Origin of the sequence: Pseudoalteromonas sp. 31A1 (assembly GCF_011378815.1) — a bacterium.
GTDB lineage: Bacteria > Pseudomonadota > Gammaproteobacteria > Enterobacterales > Alteromonadaceae > Pseudoalteromonas > Pseudoalteromonas arctica.
Map to the genome: position 1 here is coordinate 53,435 of NZ_WTKY01000010.1, position 18,475 is coordinate 71,909.

General features: G+C 38.1%; 11 protein-coding genes. 8 read left to right on the forward strand and 3 right to left on the reverse strand.

What is annotated here, in order from left to right:
• Positions 1-14: 14 nt before the first annotated feature.
• Positions 15-3,302: a tetratricopeptide repeat protein gene (locus GQR52_RS11000; RefSeq protein WP_165728464.1), complete on the reverse strand. Its 3,288-nt coding sequence runs from the start codon at positions 3,300-3,302 to the stop codon at positions 15-17.
• On the reverse strand, positions 3,302-6,010 hold the full coding sequence (locus GQR52_RS11005) for an endo alpha-1,4 polygalactosaminidase (protein ID WP_165728465.1): 2,709 nt from the start codon (positions 6,008-6,010) through the stop codon (positions 3,302-3,304). The genes GQR52_RS11000 and GQR52_RS11005 overlap by 1 nt, the downstream gene beginning before the upstream one ends.
• A gap of 486 nt (positions 6,011-6,496) precedes the next feature.
• Between GQR52_RS11005 and GQR52_RS11010 the strand changes: the two genes are divergently transcribed.
• The 5 genes from GQR52_RS11010 to GQR52_RS11030 all read left to right on the forward strand — a co-directional run bounded on the left by GQR52_RS11010 (position 6,497) and on the right by GQR52_RS11030 (position 12,468).
• The gene (locus GQR52_RS11010) at positions 6,497-8,164 is read left to right on the forward strand and encodes a methyl-accepting chemotaxis protein (protein ID WP_165728466.1); all 1,668 of its coding nucleotides are present in this window, start codon (positions 6,497-6,499) and stop codon (positions 8,162-8,164) included.
• A gap of 120 nt (positions 8,165-8,284) precedes the next feature.
• Entirely contained in the window at positions 8,285-8,818 is a 534-nt protein-coding gene (locus GQR52_RS11015; RefSeq protein WP_231611873.1) for a MarR family transcriptional regulator, read from the forward strand.
• A 117-nt stretch (positions 8,819-8,935) separates the two neighbouring features.
• Positions 8,936-9,685 carry a serine/threonine protein kinase gene (locus tag GQR52_RS11020; RefSeq protein ID WP_165728467.1) on the forward strand — a complete coding sequence of 250 codons (750 nt, stop codon included), beginning with the start codon at positions 8,936-8,938 and terminating at the stop codon, positions 9,683-9,685.
• A 313-nt stretch (positions 9,686-9,998) separates the two neighbouring features.
• Entirely contained in the window at positions 9,999-11,351 is a 1,353-nt protein-coding gene (locus GQR52_RS11025) for a magnesium transporter (protein WP_165728468.1), read from the forward strand.
• 55 nt (positions 11,352-11,406) lie between these two features.
• The gene (locus GQR52_RS11030) at positions 11,407-12,468 is read left to right on the forward strand and encodes a CNNM domain-containing protein (protein WP_007584829.1); all 1,062 of its coding nucleotides are present in this window, start codon (positions 11,407-11,409) and stop codon (positions 12,466-12,468) included.
• Positions 12,469-12,500: 32 nt separating this feature from the next.
• On the opposite strand, the gene GQR52_RS11035 is transcribed toward GQR52_RS11030, so the two are convergent.
• Positions 12,501-13,106, reverse strand: coding sequence for a TIGR04211 family SH3 domain-containing protein (locus GQR52_RS11035; protein WP_007584830.1), 606 nt, complete (start codon positions 13,104-13,106; stop codon positions 12,501-12,503).
• A gap of 294 nt (positions 13,107-13,400) precedes the next feature.
• Here GQR52_RS11035 and GQR52_RS11040 point away from each other — a divergent pair, with 294 nt between their 5' ends.
• The 3 genes from GQR52_RS11040 (at position 13,401) to GQR52_RS11050 (ending at position 18,467) form a co-directional block, all read left to right on the forward strand.
• Positions 13,401-14,924, forward strand: coding sequence for a CYTH and CHAD domain-containing protein (locus GQR52_RS11040; RefSeq protein WP_165728469.1), 1,524 nt, complete (start codon positions 13,401-13,403; stop codon positions 14,922-14,924).
• 515 nt (positions 14,925-15,439) lie between these two features.
• On the forward strand, positions 15,440-16,249 hold the full coding sequence (locus GQR52_RS11045; RefSeq protein ID WP_165728470.1) for a phosphate/phosphite/phosphonate ABC transporter substrate-binding protein: 810 nt from the start codon (positions 15,440-15,442) through the stop codon (positions 16,247-16,249).
• Positions 16,236-18,467 carry an ATP-binding protein gene (locus tag GQR52_RS11050; protein ID WP_165728471.1) on the forward strand — a complete coding sequence of 744 codons (2,232 nt, stop codon included), beginning with the start codon at positions 16,236-16,238 and terminating at the stop codon, positions 18,465-18,467. Before GQR52_RS11045 ends, GQR52_RS11050 begins: the two co-directional genes overlap by 14 nt.
• Positions 18,468-18,475: the final 8 nt, after the last annotated feature.

An 18,475-nucleotide genomic window follows, 5' to 3' on the forward strand; every position in this document is an offset into this window, starting at 1 on the left:
ACTCTCTCCTAACATTAAAAATGTACGTAATAACCTAATTGTAATTGTGTATCTGAGTTACCCACTTTATTACTACTTTGGTAACCCAGCTGTAATTTAAATAAATCATCGCCCAGTACAGACCAACCAGCGCCACTTGAAACTGATACATCTACTGTATCGTTAAGTGTTTGATAGCCAGTACTTATATCAAATAACCATGAAGGGCTTGCGCCTAAATAAGGCGGCTCCAACGAACCTGTTGAAGCAAATGAGGTCCCTAGTGCAAAACGTCTAAATGGTTGAAGGTCAACTCTTAGCGGTCTTCTACTTGCATCTGTATTTATTAATGCATTAACACGTTCAAAGTCTTGCCACTGTGCACTAAAATAAGCGTTCCAAATTGGGCGGTCTTTTAAAATACTGTATTGGTAACGTGCATTATATTCTTGGCCATTTATTAGTGAGCTGCCATCGCTTCTTCGAGAAAAAGACATCGCTGCTGCTGATAGCTGTACATTTTGTCTACCATCAATATTGTAGTTAACATAGGCCGTGGCTTTATCTAGCTGAGCATAGCTAAGTAGCGCTTCTGATTGGCGGTTTTCAACATTATATTCAAGCTTTAAACCTACCTGAGTACGCGAATCCCATTGATAACGAGAGTCTAAGCTAAGACCTTGGCGACTAACTAAGCTGCCTTGGTGAGAATCTATTTTTGCATCAAAATACCAACGACCAAATGTCATCTTATCTTCTATCGCAAACAGTAATCCGTTGTTATCAAGATTTTGCTGATTACTTAAACTTAATTTCCATTGCCCATTAGCATAAGGAAAATAAACGTTTACATCGTACTGGCTACTGTTTAAACCAGCCTCTGGCGATAGGTTTATTTCAAGTGCTCTAAAATAGGATGCGCGTGCATTTCTGAGTAAACTCAATTGCGATTCATTTGCCTCGCCAGTAAGTTCTTCGTACCAACGTTGCATGGTGGCATAGGGTTGTTTTAAATAGAGTAGGGCGTTTAGCTCATCTAATTTGCTTAGTGAACCTTCAGCTATAAGCTGTTTCGCTTTATTAAACTCGCCGTTGGTCATATAAAGCTGTAGTTTTTGCCAAGGTTCTAACTTTTGTGCAGCTCGACGTGCTAACCACCAGTTTGCTTGAGGCTCACCAATAGTGTCGGGCGCGAGCTCATCCATGGTGTTTAATTGCATTAAATGAGGAACAGCCATTGCACCTGCCCAGCGGTACATTAGGCCTCTGTATGCGTATTTATCTTTAGGTAAATGCTGTAATAAATAGTGATTTAGCTCGGCAGCATTCGCATAATAACCAAGCTGCTTCATTACATCGGCTAAGTTAACCAGTGTTGTTAAGTCACTTGGATCTGCAACAGCTAGTTTTCGTAAATAAAAGTAAGCACTGTTATATGATTTTTCATAAATAGATAGGCTAGCTAATAATTGCGTCCACGCGTAGGTAGGATCGCTGTCCGAATAGCGAGTTAAAATACGGCTGATCATTATAGTGTCGTGCATTTGTAGCGCTAACCAACCTTGTGCGAGTACAACATCGGGGTCGTATTCACTTAATTTAGCGGCGCGGTTTAGAGTTGTATAAGCCGAATTTAAATCACTTTGATTTTGATACCAATTTGAAAGAATAACCCAAGCAGGGTAGAGAGCTTTATTATAACGTTGTTTATCAAGCTCTGTGTGAATACGGGCAACCGATTTAGCATCGTTTACTTGCGTGCTTAATAATGCAATTTGTATCAGTTGGCGGTCTGTAAGTGACTCATTTTCCCATAGATAATCGAGAAGCTCTTGAGGCCGTCCTTCAAAGCGCAGCTGTTGGTAATAAAGCGTGTCGCCAACACTTAGTGTGCTGATTGCTTTTAGTTGCTCAAAAGCATAAAGCTCATCTTTTTTATCTTGAACACGCATTGCCATATCTACTCGTGCAGTCCAAAATTCTCCATTAGTACTTTGTTGCTTGTTTTTTAAAATAGACAATGCTGTTTTAAAGTCATCCTCAAGCCAAAATGCACGAGCTATCCAAAGTAAGTCTTCTTCATTTTTAGGCCCTTTATATTTAGGCCATAAAGCTCTTAGTGCTTTTAAATTTCCGGAATCGTGAAGTACTTTCGCTTTCCAATATTGCGATAATGCACTCTTACCATTTATTTGTTCAAAACGGTCAATATTACTGAGTTCTTGTTTTGTGTTGCCTATAAATTCGTTTGTTTGCATCCACTTAGCAAAGCCATTGCCTTTTAATTGTCGGTTTTGTGCTTTGTATTCATATATATCGTTGGCGTCTTGGTATAAATATAATGCCGCAGCGTCATTAACACTGTCAGTAAGCATCGCTGGGGTTACAGCTCTGTTCGACATTAGCCATTTAAACTCTTTAAGCGCTTCTTTAGGCTTGTTCTGCCAGCGCTTTATTTTCCAATTTAGTAAGCGTAGCTCTTTGTCATTTGGAGTTTGTAGTAATAGCTTGGCGAGTAATTGCTCAGCCCCTTTTGCATTCCCATTTGCTAAACGCAGGTGCATGGCTTTTGTTAAGTACTCGGTGTTATTTGGATCGCTCTTTAATAAGCTTTCAATGGCTTGAGCTGAATCTTCTGTATTGCCAGCTAAGTTAGCTAAATAAAGGGTGCGTTTAACATTAGCTTGGTCGCCATAAGTTTTCCACCAGGCGTAAGCTTGTATCGGATTATTTGCGCCAAGTGCAGTCTCAATCGCTTTAGCTGCAATGTCAGCATTTATATTTGTTTTATAAATAGCGAGAGCTTTGGCTGGTTCGCCAGCGCTCAACCAGTAATCAGCTGCAAGTAGTGGTTGTTTATTTTTTTGATAGTACAGAGCAACTTTTGCGTTTAACCCAACTGCTTTTGCAATAGTTAGTATTTGTTCGTTCCAGTTTTTATGGGCAGCTATTTTTAAAGATAACTCTTCAAAGCGATCGTCAACTTTAGCGCCGCTTGCTAGCCATAATGAGTAAAGCAGCTTTATTTCAAGAGTTGCTTTGCGCTCACCTCTTGGTAGTTTTTCAAGCTCGTTAGTGGCTTGTGAATACTCACTAAGCCCTATATGTAGTTCAACCAATTTTGCGCGTAGCTTTTCGTTGTTAGGCTCAGTGTTGAGCGCTGCATTAAGGTACGATTTTTCAAAGGTATAATCTTGTGAAAGTTCATCATCTTCAAAAAATAAGGTGTGAGGAAATAATGCATAAAGTGCAAAACAACTTACAGCTAATATTGCTAATATTGTTTTTACAGAAATTAACTGAGGGCGCTTTTTAGCATTCATTATCGAGCGACTCCATTGCAGTTAAGATAACCATAAAATTGACCCTTTGGAAGATTAAAGTGCGTCACATTAGCGCGTGTAATACCTTTAAAGTGCTCTCCTAAGCTAGATACAAATTCGCAAGAACGTGCATTAATTAAATCAAGCGAAGCAGGCACCCACGCTTTAAAGCTAACAGGTCCGTTAACTTGCCAGTTATCAATAACAACATTTGCAGACGCTAAATAAGGTTTTTTACTATTTTGACTGTGATCAAAGCTAAGACGAGCTACGTTATTAATAATGTGTATATAGTCACCTTTTTCAGTAACGCCTGACACACCTTCACTTTGGGCAATGTTAGGCATATCAAAATCAGTAGGAATTCGTAAAGTACGAATGTATTTTGAGCTAAATAACCATTCATTATTACTGTTTTTTGCTAGCGCAGAAAAGTAAAAGTCTTTTGCTACTTTTGCGTAATGGCTCAAATGTACCGGTGTATTTGGCCTAGCTAAAACATAATCTATATTGTGTTTTAGTGCGTCTAGTCCCGCAGGGATTTCACCTGAGTAAAAATGAAAATAAATAGTGTAGGGTTTTAATCTATATGGTTTTTCTGTTATTTCAAATGTTTCGGTTAAGCGTCTAAAACCATAATAAGGCCCGTGCCATAAGTTTGTATATACGTTTTCATTTAATATGGGGGCATAAATTTGATACAGCAAATCGTGCTCTGGTCTACCTATTGGTGAAACATGCGTAAGGCTTGGGTTATCGGCATTTACATCTGTATTACCACCGTTGACGTTTAATACGCCAGCATCGCGAGCCAATTCAAGCGCTTTAGGGCCGGGAGTTGCATCGCCTGACCATAACATCATCACTGTTTTTTTGTTTTTTGGTGTCAGGTTTTCATCAATATACTTTATTGAATCGGTGATTTCTTTTTTTAAGCTTATTTTGTCGTAGCCAGGTACATCAAGATGAAAACCATAATCTACTTCATCTTTATCTACTATTCTAAGGCCAGATAACGCAGTCCAAAAATAAGGGTGGCTATAAGTATGCGAAGCAATTTCTACATAAGGCAAATTAAAAATACTGCGCGCTATACCTTCAAGTTTGGCACTTTGTTTTGAATGTAAGCCACTTTTTTCAATATCAGCTTGAATAACCGATGAGGTCAAAGGCAGTTTATAGCGCTTAATTATTTCATCGCGAATCACTTCTGCAGAATATGGTTTACCTGCATAATGTGCCGGGCTTGTGAAGCCATCGCCATCTATATGCAGCGTTAGCATGCGCCTACCGCTTTCAGTTGTCGTATCAGGCACTAGAATCGGAGGTAGTCCCATTGCTTTGGTGAGTAGTGTACGTGGGTCAATAACCCATTTACTCCCTTCCATTGGCAAGGTATCTATAAGCCAAGGTGCAACAACAACCGCGCCATATTTTGTTTTAGTACTCTGCACTATTATAGTTCCATCAGCCGCTTTTATATTGATAAGCGGGGTGGCATCAGTTGCTAATTTCAGTAAGTAGGGCTTAATTATCGCAGGCGATGTTGTCGCTTCGCCTTTTAGCCATGTAGTAAAATGATTAAGTTCATAAGGGGCTGGAGGCAATACGCTAAGCGCTTCAATACCAAGGTTAAGTAATAGTTTAGTTGATTGCGGTAGCTCACCCATAATTAGCTCAGGTACAACGCCTAAGTTACTTTCCAACCAATTAGTAATAGTTGGGGTGTAAAAAGCATCGCTGTTTGTCCATGAAATAATACCAGCATGTAAACTTGGATCTACTAATGGCAAATCTCGTTTAGCTACATCAACATAATCAGGAATATATCCCAAATACTCAATCATGGTCGCAAGCTTTAAATGTACGGTAGTGTAAATGAGTGGTCTTACATTACTGTTGAACGGAATTAGGATGCGTCTTGGTACTGGCGATATGGTTGATGTACCCCATGTTTGTAAGTGCCCATCTGTTACCCAAGGAGTAAAGCCAGCTTGTTTTATTTTTTGCGCCATAGCAAGGCGGTTATCAGGCTGCGCATAATCAATAACTTGTACTTTAAAACCTAAGTTTTGTGCTGTTTTTAATTGTGCGCTTAGCCAAGCTTGATCGTTCTCTGTGGTTAATTTGTAGCTATTATTAGTTGGGTTGTAATGACTATATAAACCTTCAGCAACTAAATCATTGGCTAAACCAGTAAGTTTAGGTAATAACTCAAAGCCTCGATTAAGAATAAGATGCTTATTAAACGTACCAGAGAGGTTTTTTATAATCGCGACTAAGCCATCTTGTTGATCTGATTTACTGTGTTTGTCATCTAAAAGTTGATAGCTGTCTAGCGTATCTAAAAATAAACCACTGAAACCACGCGCTTTTAAAGAAGCTGCGCTGTCTTGCATTTGTTGTTGCCAATCCGTAGATGTTAAATCTGCAATGTGGCTGTTCCAATTAGGATTAACTGAAAGTGAAGAATCACTTTTATTGAACGATTCACCCACACTTAAATAAGCGTAAACGGCAATGTTTCGTTTTTTAAACCAATTAAGCTCGTGCTCGGTAACGAGTTCAGGCTGGACGACAACGCGAGAATAAAAAGTCATTTCGGCTAATGGCATCGGCGCTGAGTAGTAAAAAGCGATACTATTATTTACAGGTGCTGAGAATGCATGAGCAGACACTAAAAGTGCAAGGTATAAAATATATTTCATTAATAATTCATTTTTATTAGATTATAACTGTGGCTCAAAGTGATGCGTTCCGATTTTCTAGTTGTTTGGTATTAGTAATATAGGGTTATTATATGTTAATGGAAGTTTAATATCTATATGTTCATTATTTATATGAACCTAAAATTAATACTAACATGAGTCGTGCGTTAACTCATTACATAGCTGGTGATTAATCGTCTTAGTACGTTATAAAATTAAGTTTAGATCAATGCAGCTGCTAGAACTTTAAATCTCTAGTGAAAGAGTGGCAAATTATATATTAATTAATACGAAGGTCTCAGTGTTTTTAGTGTCCAAATACCTTCCTTGTGACTATAATATCAGCTAATTGAGCATGGTATGAGTTTACTCCCACCAATTTTTTTTATTTACTATGCTTTTAAACCCAATAAAACAATGTAAACAGCCGTAATTTAATTTTTGGCTATTGTCGCTATATATGCATTTATATACCCCGGAGAAATAATGAGTAATTTAAGCTTGAAAAACAAACTGTTGTTATTAGCTATATTGCCCTTAATGCTACTTTTGATTAGCTTGATGCTGAGTTCTTATTATTTAGAGAATAAAAATCAGCAACAAAATTTTGAAGCATTTCAAACTAAACTAATAAGTGACAAACAAACGTTGCTAAGCACCGAGGTAGAAATTGCCAGTAAAATTGTGCGCTACCAAATAGCAAATGGCTCTGAGCAAGATGCTAAAAATGCTTTAAGAGATTTAACATTTGGTCAAGGTGGTTACTTTTTTATATACGACACAAATGGCGTTAGTGTTTTTCATGCATTATTAGGTGATGCTATTGAAGGGCAAAACAAAATAGGGATGACTGACCCTAACGGTAAAAAAATAATAGTGGGCTTATTAGATCAAGCTAGAAAAGGCGGTGGCGCTTTTAACTATCATTTCCAAAAACCAAATACCACAGGCTTAGTTGAAAAAATGGGCTATGCAGCAATGATCCCAGGTACAAACTGGATGATTGGTACTGGCGCATATATGGATGATATAGACGCAGAACTACTTAAATATCAAACAGCAATGCAAGAGCACATGAATGATAAGGTAGTGACCTTATTGCTAATTGCTTTATTTTGGGTTGTGTTAACTATTATATGTGCGTTAATTGCCGCAAATACAATGGTAAAACCAATACAGCGTATGGCGCAAAGCCTTGACGATATTGCCAAAGGTGAGGGCGATTTAACTAAACGTTTAGATATTGATACTAACGATGAAATAGGCCAACTTGGCGAAGCATTTAATATGTTTGTAAGTAAGTTACATGGCATTATTGCTAATGTGGTTGATGTAACACACGATGTAAAAACAGCCTCTAGTGATATAAATACACAAACACGATTAATTGAAGACAAGCTACTTAATCACAATCATGAAACAGACCTTGTTGCGACGGCTATTACCGAAATGTCGGCTACTTCTCATGAGGTGGCTCAAAATACGAACCAAGTGGCAGAGTCAACCCAAGCGGCAACGCAAGAAGTTGCTAAAGCTCAAGAGTGTGTTGATATTTCACTCAGTGAGGTGTCTAACCTAATGGGCGAGATAAACCTAGCCGCAGAACAAGTTGATTCACTCAGTGATCAATCTAAAAAGATTAATAGTGTACTAAGCGTAATTGGTGGAATTGCCGAGCAAACAAATTTACTTGCACTTAATGCTGCAATAGAAGCTGCACGAGCAGGTGAGCAAGGGCGAGGGTTTGCTGTTGTTGCTGATGAGGTAAGAAGCTTAGCAAGTCGTACTCAAGTTAGCACATTAGAGATTAGTGAAATGTTGAGTGAGTTACATAATTTAGTATCGGATGCTGTAGCCGCAATGCAAGCGAGTCAGAATAGTTGTAATCGCTCAGTAGAATCGTCTCGTGCTATTTCAGAAAGTTTAGGTGCGGTAACAACCTCAGTTAGATCAATTAACGACATGAGTACGCAAATTGCGACAGCGGCGCTGGAGCAAAGTAGCGTTACAGAAGAAATAAACCGTAATGTATTTGCCATTCAAGAAATCGTTAATGAACTAACTATTTCAAGCAAAACTACCTCTTCGGTAGGCCAGCATTTAGCTGCGCGTGGTGAAAACTTAGGACAACTCGTTGGCCAGTTTAAAATTTAACAAAGTTTAAAACTTTACAGTAAAAGCCGCTAATAGCGGCTTTATTTTTGTGGCTTAGTTTTAGCCGCTTAGTTTTTATAAAAATTATTGAATTTTTTGTATGTGTTAAGGTCTATCAGCATGCAAATATACCTATACAGTGGAATAACCATGCAAAACATGCCATCAATTAAACGTTGTACTCGAGAAGAGTTAGCGCCAGAGCAAGACTTGGGGCGTTTAGTGTCTTTTTTACGCTCGAGATTAGCCATTCATGTTGATGCCAAGTTACTTCCTATGGACTTAACCTCAGCGCAATATATTGTGGTAGTACTACTTGCGAGAGAGTCGGTTAATACGCTTGCAGGACTTTGTGAGTATATGGTTTATGATCGTGGCGCTATGAGCCGCTTACTAAACCGACTTGAAGAAAAAGGACTCATTATTAAAACGCAATGTGAGCTTGATAAGCGCTCAACTATTTTGTGTTTAAGTGAAAAGGGTAAAGCTCTTTGTCCAGAAATAATGCCTGTAGTAAACGAAGTCTATGCTCAAGCATTAAATGGTTTTTCAGAGCCAGAAAAAAATCAAATAATAGACTTATTATTTAAAGCTATAAATAATCTAGATACATTACCCGAAATTCCCCCCACAAATAGATTATCAATAAAATAGTGATACTGTTTCAACAGAAAGTTAGCGTGCTAATTAGTTGATCTGATTGTGCGTAGAATCTAACTTTGATAATATAATTGCCTAGGCAATTAAAGTTATCATCTTGTTAGGTTTGTTATGATTGAAAATAATTTGTTAGTACAATTACAGCAGCAATATCCAGAACATACTTTTATGCAACATCACTTAAGTGTTGTCCATAAGGGACGTTTTGCTAACGCGATTGTGTATCGATATAAAGATAATGAATTTGATTTGATTGTTAAAGATTTTAGCCAAAGCCCGTGGCTTATTCGTAAAACATTTGCGCGACTATCTGTAAATCAAGAATATAAAGGGTTGAGCCGATTAGCTGAGCTTGATGCTGTTGCTAATCGCTTTTGTAGGTTATCGCCGATAGCTGTGGCTTATAACTATATTGAAGGCATGCCACTGCGCTCTTTAATTCATGAAGACAAAACACTACCTGTTAACTTTTTTAGCGAGCTTGAGCGCCAAGTAGCAAAAATGCATCGTAAAGGCATCGTGCATTTAGACTTGCGTAATATGGGTAATATTTTATGCGGCGCAGACGGTAAACCTTATTTTATTGATTTTCAGTCAACCATTAGCTTCTCGCGTTTTCCGCGTTGGTTGCAACGCTTTATGCGAGGCTCTGACATGTCAGGTGTATATAAAGCATGGAATAAATTGGGCGATCAACCTCTGCCTAAAAAAAAGCAAGACTATTTAGATCGCTTCAATCACGTGCGTAAACGCTGGATTTTTAAAGGTTACCCAATACAGCGTGGCTATGCGTGGGGCGCTGCACTTATTACTCAATTTGTAGATTCTGACTTAGTACGAAATATTACCGATAGACTTTAATTAAAAGCATAAACCGTAATTTAAAAACACCTTATTCATTGTGTGATTTTGCCCATATTAGCCTGGCTAATATGGGATTTTTTTTATTATAAGTAATCCGTTTGGTTTACTTACTTGTCGTTTAATTCCTTAAAAACAATTCCTTTTACTGTTTTTTTAATTTTTTAAAATAAATATTAGTACTGCATTTAGTTTGCCCATACAATGCGCAAAAATAGCCTGCGCATGCTTAATAAGTTCACGTTTTTTCTGCAATTTTTTATTGTTCAAGTAAACTGTGAATAATGTACGCTTTTAAATTTAAGGTTTTAAGATGATTGAGTATCCGGTAGACCAACTTCCACAGCTCATAAATGATTTATTGCAATGCGATACAACAGAACGCAAAAATAAATTATTAGCAGATGCGCAGTTAACGCTTTCAACAGAGCACCTGTCATTACTTTTTGAGGCGATACCAAAAGAACAACGACTTGAAATTTGGCAGTTGCTTGACGAAGACACGCAACACGAAATTTTTGTTAATTTAAGTGAAGATAGTTGCTTGTGGTTGCTGCAAACACTAGAAGACACTGAGGCTTTTAAACTTCTTGATGAAGTTAATGTAGAAGAGCTACTGGAACTTGAAGAAGTTATACCAGAGCGATTTGTTGAGTATGCAAAAAAGCAACTCGATGAAGCGCAAACCAAACAATATGAATTAGCGCAGCAATACCCGCCAGAACAACTTGGTCACTGGTTAGGTTTTGACTTTTTAAAAGTATCGGAGAAGCTAACAGCCGGTGGTGCTAAAAAATTGCTACATAAAGGTTTACCGCAATACAGTGAAGTTATTTATTTAGTAAGCCGCAAGGGTAGTTTAATAGGTGAGGTTGCGGTAAATGATTTAATAAAAGCCAGCGACACTGATAACTTAATGACATTGGCAAATCATGACTTTTCATCGCTCCATGCTGATGATGATTTATATGAAGCGGCAGAGGTGGTGATTCACAGTGAAAAAATGGCACTGCCAGTGGTTAATGCTGATAACAAATTACTTGGGCGATTAACCATTGCCTCTGCTTATGAATTACGACAAGAAATTGCTGATGAAGCAGCCGCTAAAGCCGGTGGTTTACGTGAAGACGAAGACCTGTTCGCAAGTGTGCGAAAAAGTGCTAAAAACCGTGGTATATGGTTAGGTATTAACTTAGCTACTGCCTTTTTAGCGTCCTGGTTCATCGGTTTATTTGGCGCAACTATAGAACAGGTTGTAGCACTCGCTGTATTAATGCCAGTGGTTGCTTCTATGGGCGGGATCGCAGGTAGTCAAACATTAACCGTTATTGTGCGTGGTTTAGCGCTCGGACAGGTTACAGATTCAAACCGCAATGCGTTACTTAAAAAAGAGCTACGTGTTGGCGCTGTAAATGGCTTGGTATGGGCGTTTGTAATAGGCCTGCTTACCTTCTTATGGTTTAACGATTTAATGCTCAGTATTACGATTACGGTAGCCATATTATTGAATTTAGTGGCCGCGTCACTAGCTGGTGTTGTTATTCCGTCTATTTTAGACAAAATGAAAATTGATCCTGCGTTATCTGGCTCGGTAATTTTAACTACCGTTACCGATATTGTTGGGTTTGTTACCTTTTTAGGTTTAGGCAGTTTATTGCTTTTATAAGCCTTATACCAATTCGCTTAATTAAGTGAATTGGTATTACTAACAGGAAAATACAATGACCTTTGAAGTCATGATTTGGTGTGCAATTGCTTTGTGTATTTCACAATCGGCAATATTTTCGGGCTTAAACTTAGCGTTTTTTTCACTAAGTAGGCTTCAGCTCGAAATGGAAAGTGCAAAAGGGAACGAGGCGGCCATAAAAGTGATGGCCCTTCGAAACGACTCTAACTTTTTATTATCGACTATTTTGTGGGGCAACGTAGGTATTAACGTACTACTTACACTACTTTCTGATTCGGTATTAATGGGCGCAAGTTCGTTTTTATTCTCAACTATCGCAATTACTATTATTGGTGAAATAACACCGCAGGCTTATTTTTCGCGTAATGCGCTAAAAATGGCGAGCCTACTTTCGCCGCTAATTAAGTTTTATCAGATTCTGTTTTATGTAGTTGCTAAGCCAACGGCTTTAATTCTCGATGCATGGTTAGGTAAAGAGGGGATTACGTACTTTGCTGAAAGTGAGCTCAGAGGTATTATTCGCAAACACATAGAAGCAGAAGAGGCTGATGTTCAGCACGTTGAGGGAATAGGCGCGCTTAACTTTTTTAGCTTAGATGAAATAAGCGTAACCAAAGAGGGTGAGGTAATTGATCCAGACTCTATTATTGCTTTGCCTACTAAGCTTGATTTGCCTATTTTCCCAGACCTTACATTAACGACTGATAATGAGTTTTTACGAAAACTACATAAGTCAGGTTATAACTGGGTGATCATTACCAATGAAGACGGTTGGCCTTTATTAGTGGTAGATGCTGACGGCTTTTTACGTTCAGCCTTGTTTGAACCAGAGACGTTCGACCCTTATCATTATTGTCACAGACCTATTATTGTTGCTGATGAGGCGATGCGCCTGAGTGAAGTTATTTTAAAAATACGGGCTAGTCATTCTTTAGATAAATCGTTTGATGGGGCCATTGATCACGATGTGGTGTTAGTGTGGAGTGATGTGAAGCGCATTATTACCGGCGCTGATATATTTGGTCGGTTACTCAAAGGTATGAGTGCACCAAAACTCGAACTGCATGAAAATACAGAAAATAAAAAGCCGCTATAAAACGGCTTTTTTGTATTCAATAGAAAGGAGGGTTATGCCCAACCTTCATAGCGTTTACGACGTGACAACACTATCGTTAATATAATACCTAAAAACAGGCCTAAAAACGCAATAGCACCACCGTAAGTAAGTAGCTGACGTTTCTCTTTTGAGCTAGCAGCTTCTTTTTGGGTGCGCTCTTGCTCTAGCGTTGTTTTAAGCTTAGTAATTTGGGCCGATAACTGCAGGTTTTGATCAGTTAAAGTTTGGTTTTGCTCTTGTAGCTGCGGAAGTTCTATTTGAGCTTGGCGCAGGTTTTCTTGCATAGTACTCATTTCGCTACTTAGTGTTTTGTACTGTTGGTGTAAGCCTGCCGTTTTGGTAACAAACTTAGTTTCTATCCAACCTTCGCGGTCTTTATCATCTTTAATTTTTATAAAGCCGTTTTCTTCAGCAGATAACAAGGTTAACTTTGTTCCAGCATCTACAGAGCCGAGTAGTCGATAATTCTTACTCGCACCAGAGCGCATAAAAGTATATAAATTATCGATAATATAAGCGGTGTTTGCATTAGTTGAATTTGCAGGTTTTGCTTCTTCTGCATAACTCATAAATGTGGTGGCTGTTAAAAGTAGCCCTAATAAACAATGTTTTAGCATTTATCTACCTTGTTGATCTAACTGCGTCCGTTATGAACGTGATTTTCATTTCACATAAGTAGTTAGATAGTATGGATTAAATAGCTCAATAGCAAGACTGATATTGTAACCCAGTAGCAGTTACCTAGCCCACTAGGTTACAAACCTCGCCCCGCGATTAAATTGCCTCTAGATAGAACGAATTTTAATCCACAAAGGTCAACAGGCACTAAAATAAGGCTAAAAAATTTGCATTGTTAGTGTGCTTTGTTTATTTTGAGCACTTATTTATTTTAAAGGTAATCCGCAAACCGAATGGATACTGAGATAGAACTGAAATTTTTGGTATCAGATGCCGTTATTCCACTGATCCCCTCGTTAATTACTCAATTTGCAAAAACGGTGAAGAATAAACCGTCACGCAGCTTACAAAATGCATACTACGACACGCCAAGCCGAGAGCTTAGAGCGCTTGACATAGGCTTTAGAACTCGCTGTTCTGACAGCGAATGCGAGCAAACTATAAAGCTTGCAGGTGAAGTTGTAGGTGGTTTACACCAACGTCCAGAGTACAATTTACCAATTGAATCAAGTCGCCCTAATTTAATGGCGTTTGATGCTGATATTTGGCCTCATGGCATGCAAATAAGCGCAATCTCAAAAAACTTGTATCCAATATTTAGTACTAACTTTATTCGTCGTACTTGGTTAATTGAAACCGAAAGTGGCGCTAAAATTGAAGTTGTACTCGATAAAGGTGAAATTGCGGCTTCGGGTAAAATTGAAATTATTAGCGAGCTTGAAATTGAGCTTGTTGAGGGCAGTCGTAATGAGTTGTTTGCGTTTGCAGATGTACTGGTTAGCCAGAACTGTATCCGTTTAGGATTATACTCTAAGGCCGCGCGTGGTTATCGCCTTGCAGATGAAAAACCTTTAATACCAAGCAAATCTATTGGTTTTGTTCAATTACCAAAGTCGACTACCCAAGAGCGTGCTTTAGTTGAAGCCATGAACTTTGGCATTCGCTTTGTGCAAAAGCATGAGCAATGCTATTTCGATAAGCCAAGTTTAAAAACGCTTAAACGCGTAACTGACGGCATTAGCCTAATACGCCATACTTTTTGGCTGTACGACGATATAGTATCCAAAGAAAGTACAGAACATTTACGTACAGAGCTTAAATGGTTATTAAGCGAATTAGCGTGGGTAGAAAACGCGATTCAATTAAAAACGTACACGTCTAAACGCCATGCTTTTTATAAAAAAATTAATGCTGCTCCAGCACTTACTCAAGTCATTGGTGATTTAAAAGAGTTACAGCCAAGCATTGACGATATAAATGCACTGTTTCATAGCGCGCGTTATAATCGTTTATTACTGTCGTTAACTACGTGGTTAATTGATAAACAGTGGCGTAAAGATTGGGGGCAAATAGAGCTTCAAGCGGCTGAGCAAAACGTGTCGTCCATTGCGAGTAGGCTTTTTAATAAAGACTGGAAAAATCTGCACGAATTACTCCCTAAAGAACAAACACTCGATGTCGCTTCGTATTTAAACCTGCGCACTCAACTTGAAAATAGTTTACTGAGCGGTAACTGCTTAGGATCGTTATTTGATAAAGAGGAACGCCTAGAGTTTAGATTGCCTTGGCTTGATATTTCTCATGGTATTTATGAGTTAAGTACGCTTGAGTATTTAAAGCAGTTATGTGCTGGGCAAGAAGACGAACAGCTTGCTAAAATCCAGTCATGGCTTGAACAAAAGTCTGAATATTTGGTGAGTGCGATGGAGCAAAGTCGCCTTGCTTCATTTGACATAGAACCTTACTGGCAAAAATAAATGATGCACTTTTGTAATGAAATTCAGTTACAAAAGTGCTTATCCGTTATTTTTTAACTCGTTATTTTTAACACTTACGCTGAGCCAACATGGCATTTGTATAAAAACAAAAATGGCGTAAGTGTGTATTATCAAAGCCACAGTGATAATATTTTTGAAGTAAAAGCGCAGATGAGCGAAATACCAACCAGCTTTGCCTCATGGATCAATCCCTACTTGGCTAATCAATAAAGCCGGCCTAAAAAGTACTTACGACATCTTTATTAATTTACATCATATGCTCACACATAAAAATATACTCCAAAACTACCTGTAATCAATAAAGCCGGCCTAAAAAGTACTTACGACATCTTTATTAATTTACATCATATGCTCACACATAAAAATACACTCCAAAACTACCTGTAATCAAAGTAGGTCAGTGCTAAATATCGAATATATAATAATTTTATGGTGTGTTGAGTAGTCTTTAACTACGCTTAAGCAATAATGACACGCTATTATTTGGAGAATTGATGAAGTATTTAGTGGCTATATTATGTTTGATGCACAGCTCACTCTTATTGGCTCAAGAATATACTTTTGGTGTAGTGCCGCAATATGAGCCGCAAAAGCTAAATGCTATTTGGCAACCTTTGTTAAAGCAAGTAAGTAAGCAAACAGGGGTATCAATAAAGCTAATTACAGTTGAGTCTATTCCGGTATTTGAAAAAGCCTTTGCTAATGGCGAATACGACTTTGCATACATGAATCCATGGCACAGTGTTGTAGCATATGAAAAGCAGGGATATTTGCCACTAATAAAAGATGCAGGGCGAAAGCTGCAAGGTATTTTGCTCGTAAACAAAGACAGTAATATTGATAATTTAAGCCAACTAGAGGGCGCCGAAATAGCATTCCCTGCACCTAATGCATTAGGTGCGTCATTATTAATGAGAGCCGACTTAGCATTGTTATATGGGCTAACAATAAAGCCTGTATATGTTCAAACCCACCCTTCGGTATATTTAAATGTAGCACTGCATTCAACAATGGCGGGCGGTGGTGTAATGGGCACATTTAAACAACAACCAGAAAGCTTGCAAAATAAGCTTAAAATTCTTTATAAAACGCGTGAAATTAGTCGCCATCCAATTGTAGTCCACCCAAGGGTTGACCCTGCAATACAGTTAAAAGTGCAACAAGCTATTTTAGATATTGGGCAAAGCCCAGAGCATAAACATTTACTTGCAGGTATCCCAATTATTAAACCTAGTATTGCAACTTTAGCAGAGTATCAGCAGTTAACTCAGTGGGGCTTGCGCTCATTTTATGTTGAAAATTAGAGGGTTTCGTAGTCTAAGGGCGCAAAGCTTTATTGTTGTATTGCTTTGTGGCTTGCTTATGGCCTGTCTTTTTATGTTTTACGCCTTACCTGAGCAAGCGCGTTGGGTAAACGATGGGCTTTCAAAGGCTGCTCAGCGTTCTTTAGCGCAGTTATCGACTTCTATAACGACTCCGTTGTTAACTAGGCAGTATGCAGAGCTGTATGAAGAAATAGACAGCCAACTCCAAACTCGCCCTAATTGGAAAAGTATTAAAATTGTTGATGTGGATTCAAATAACCAATTATACCCGCTTGAAAACTGGGTTGGAGCAAATGAAAACGGCGACATGTTGTTATCTCAGCAGGTGGTGTTTTTAGATAAACCGCTGGCTAATATTAGCTTGGTTGTTAATTTTACGAATGAAATAAACGAATCTTCAAAACTTCATTACACCTTAATATATATACAATTTATTATTTTAGTTATCGTTTTTATAGGTTTAGCTTGGCTGGTGGATTACAGGGTTACGTCGCCTTTAAGGACTTTAAAGCAGGGGTTTTCACGTTTAGCCAAAGGTGACTTTGATTGCCATATAGATAAACAACAACAAAATGAAGTAGGCAGTGTAATAAGTGCATTTAATAACATGGTTGATGAGGTTGCTAATAACCATCAAAAATTAAATGTATTACGAATTCAAGCCGAGTCTGCAAGTAAAGCAAAGTCAGATTTTATGGCCAGTATGAGCCACGAATTGAGAACCCCATTAAATGCAATTTTAGGCTTAGCCCAGCTGTATGGATATGATGAGAGTGCTAATAAAGTACAAAAAGAAAACGCGAAAAGCATTTATCAAGCTGGAGAACATTTACTATTACTTATAGACGATGTACTTGATTTAACGGCTATTGAGTCGGGTAATATGCAGTTTAGTTTTTCTTATGTGCCTATTAAAAGCATATTAGAGGAGTCAGTAGAGCTCGTCACTGAGCTTATTAAAGGGCAATCAATAACACTGTATACCCAAGGTTTCGATTCCTTAGAAGGGTTGAGTATTTACATTGATCAGCGCCGCTTTAAACAAGTGATGCTTAACTTGCTTTCAAATGCGATTAAATACAACAAACCAAATGGCAGCATTAATATAAATTGCCGGGTGTTAAGTAATAAACAATGCGAAATAGATGTAATAGATACCGGATGTGGATTTGCTCCTGATGACATTTCTCGCTTATTTAAACCTTTTGACCGCTTAGGAGCTGAAACCAGTAAAGTAAATGGAACCGGTATTGGTTTAGTGATAACTAAGCAGCTGGTAGAGCGTATGCAGGGTTCTTTAAGCGCGCAAAGTGAGCAGCACAAAGGTTCTTGTTTTACACTAAACTTTAACAGCTTTGATCAAACTGATTTGCCAGCACAAGTGCAATCTCCTCAAATAACACTTCAAAGTTTAGATACAGTAACTCTTCCTACGCTTGAGGTTTTAGTAGCAGAGGATCAGGTTACAAATCAGCAAGTATTAAGGCAGCAATTAACCATGCTTGGAGTGTGTTCTACTTTTGTAAGTAATGGGGAACAAGCCTGGGAAACTCTGCAAAATAAACACTTCGATATTTTACTAACCGACATTCAAATGCCTTTACTCGATGGGTTAGGGTTAGCCAAAAAAATACGCGAAAACACTCATTTTGATAAACTTATTATAATTGCAATTACGGCCAACATTACCAAAAACAATATAGATAATTGTTATGATTGTGGAATGAACGGCTTTTTAACCAAGCCCATTGAGCTTGTTAAATTAAAGTCGTTATTGATGGAGCACTCTCAAACAGTGGTCAACACGCGATCAGAAAAATCTGATGGTGAAAATATAGCTTCAGATAGTTTTGATCAACTAGATATCACGTTATTAAAAGCAATGCTTGGTGATGATCCTACTGTGCACTGCATGGTGTTTAATGCGTTTTTACAAACGGCAGGGGAGCAAATTAAATTAGCTAATGCGTATGCTAAGAGTAAAAATTATGTTGATTTGGCTTTTCAGGCCCATGCCTTAAAGTCGTCGTCAAAATCGGTAGGGGCTATTAAACTGGCTGATATATGCCAGCAGATCGAAACGTATGCAGAAAATGAATCTATTGATAACAATGAAATGCAAAGTCTCGAGACCTGCTTCAACGATGTAGTAACGCAACTTAAAAGCTATTGTTTACGATATGAAAAACGCACATAAAAAATGGC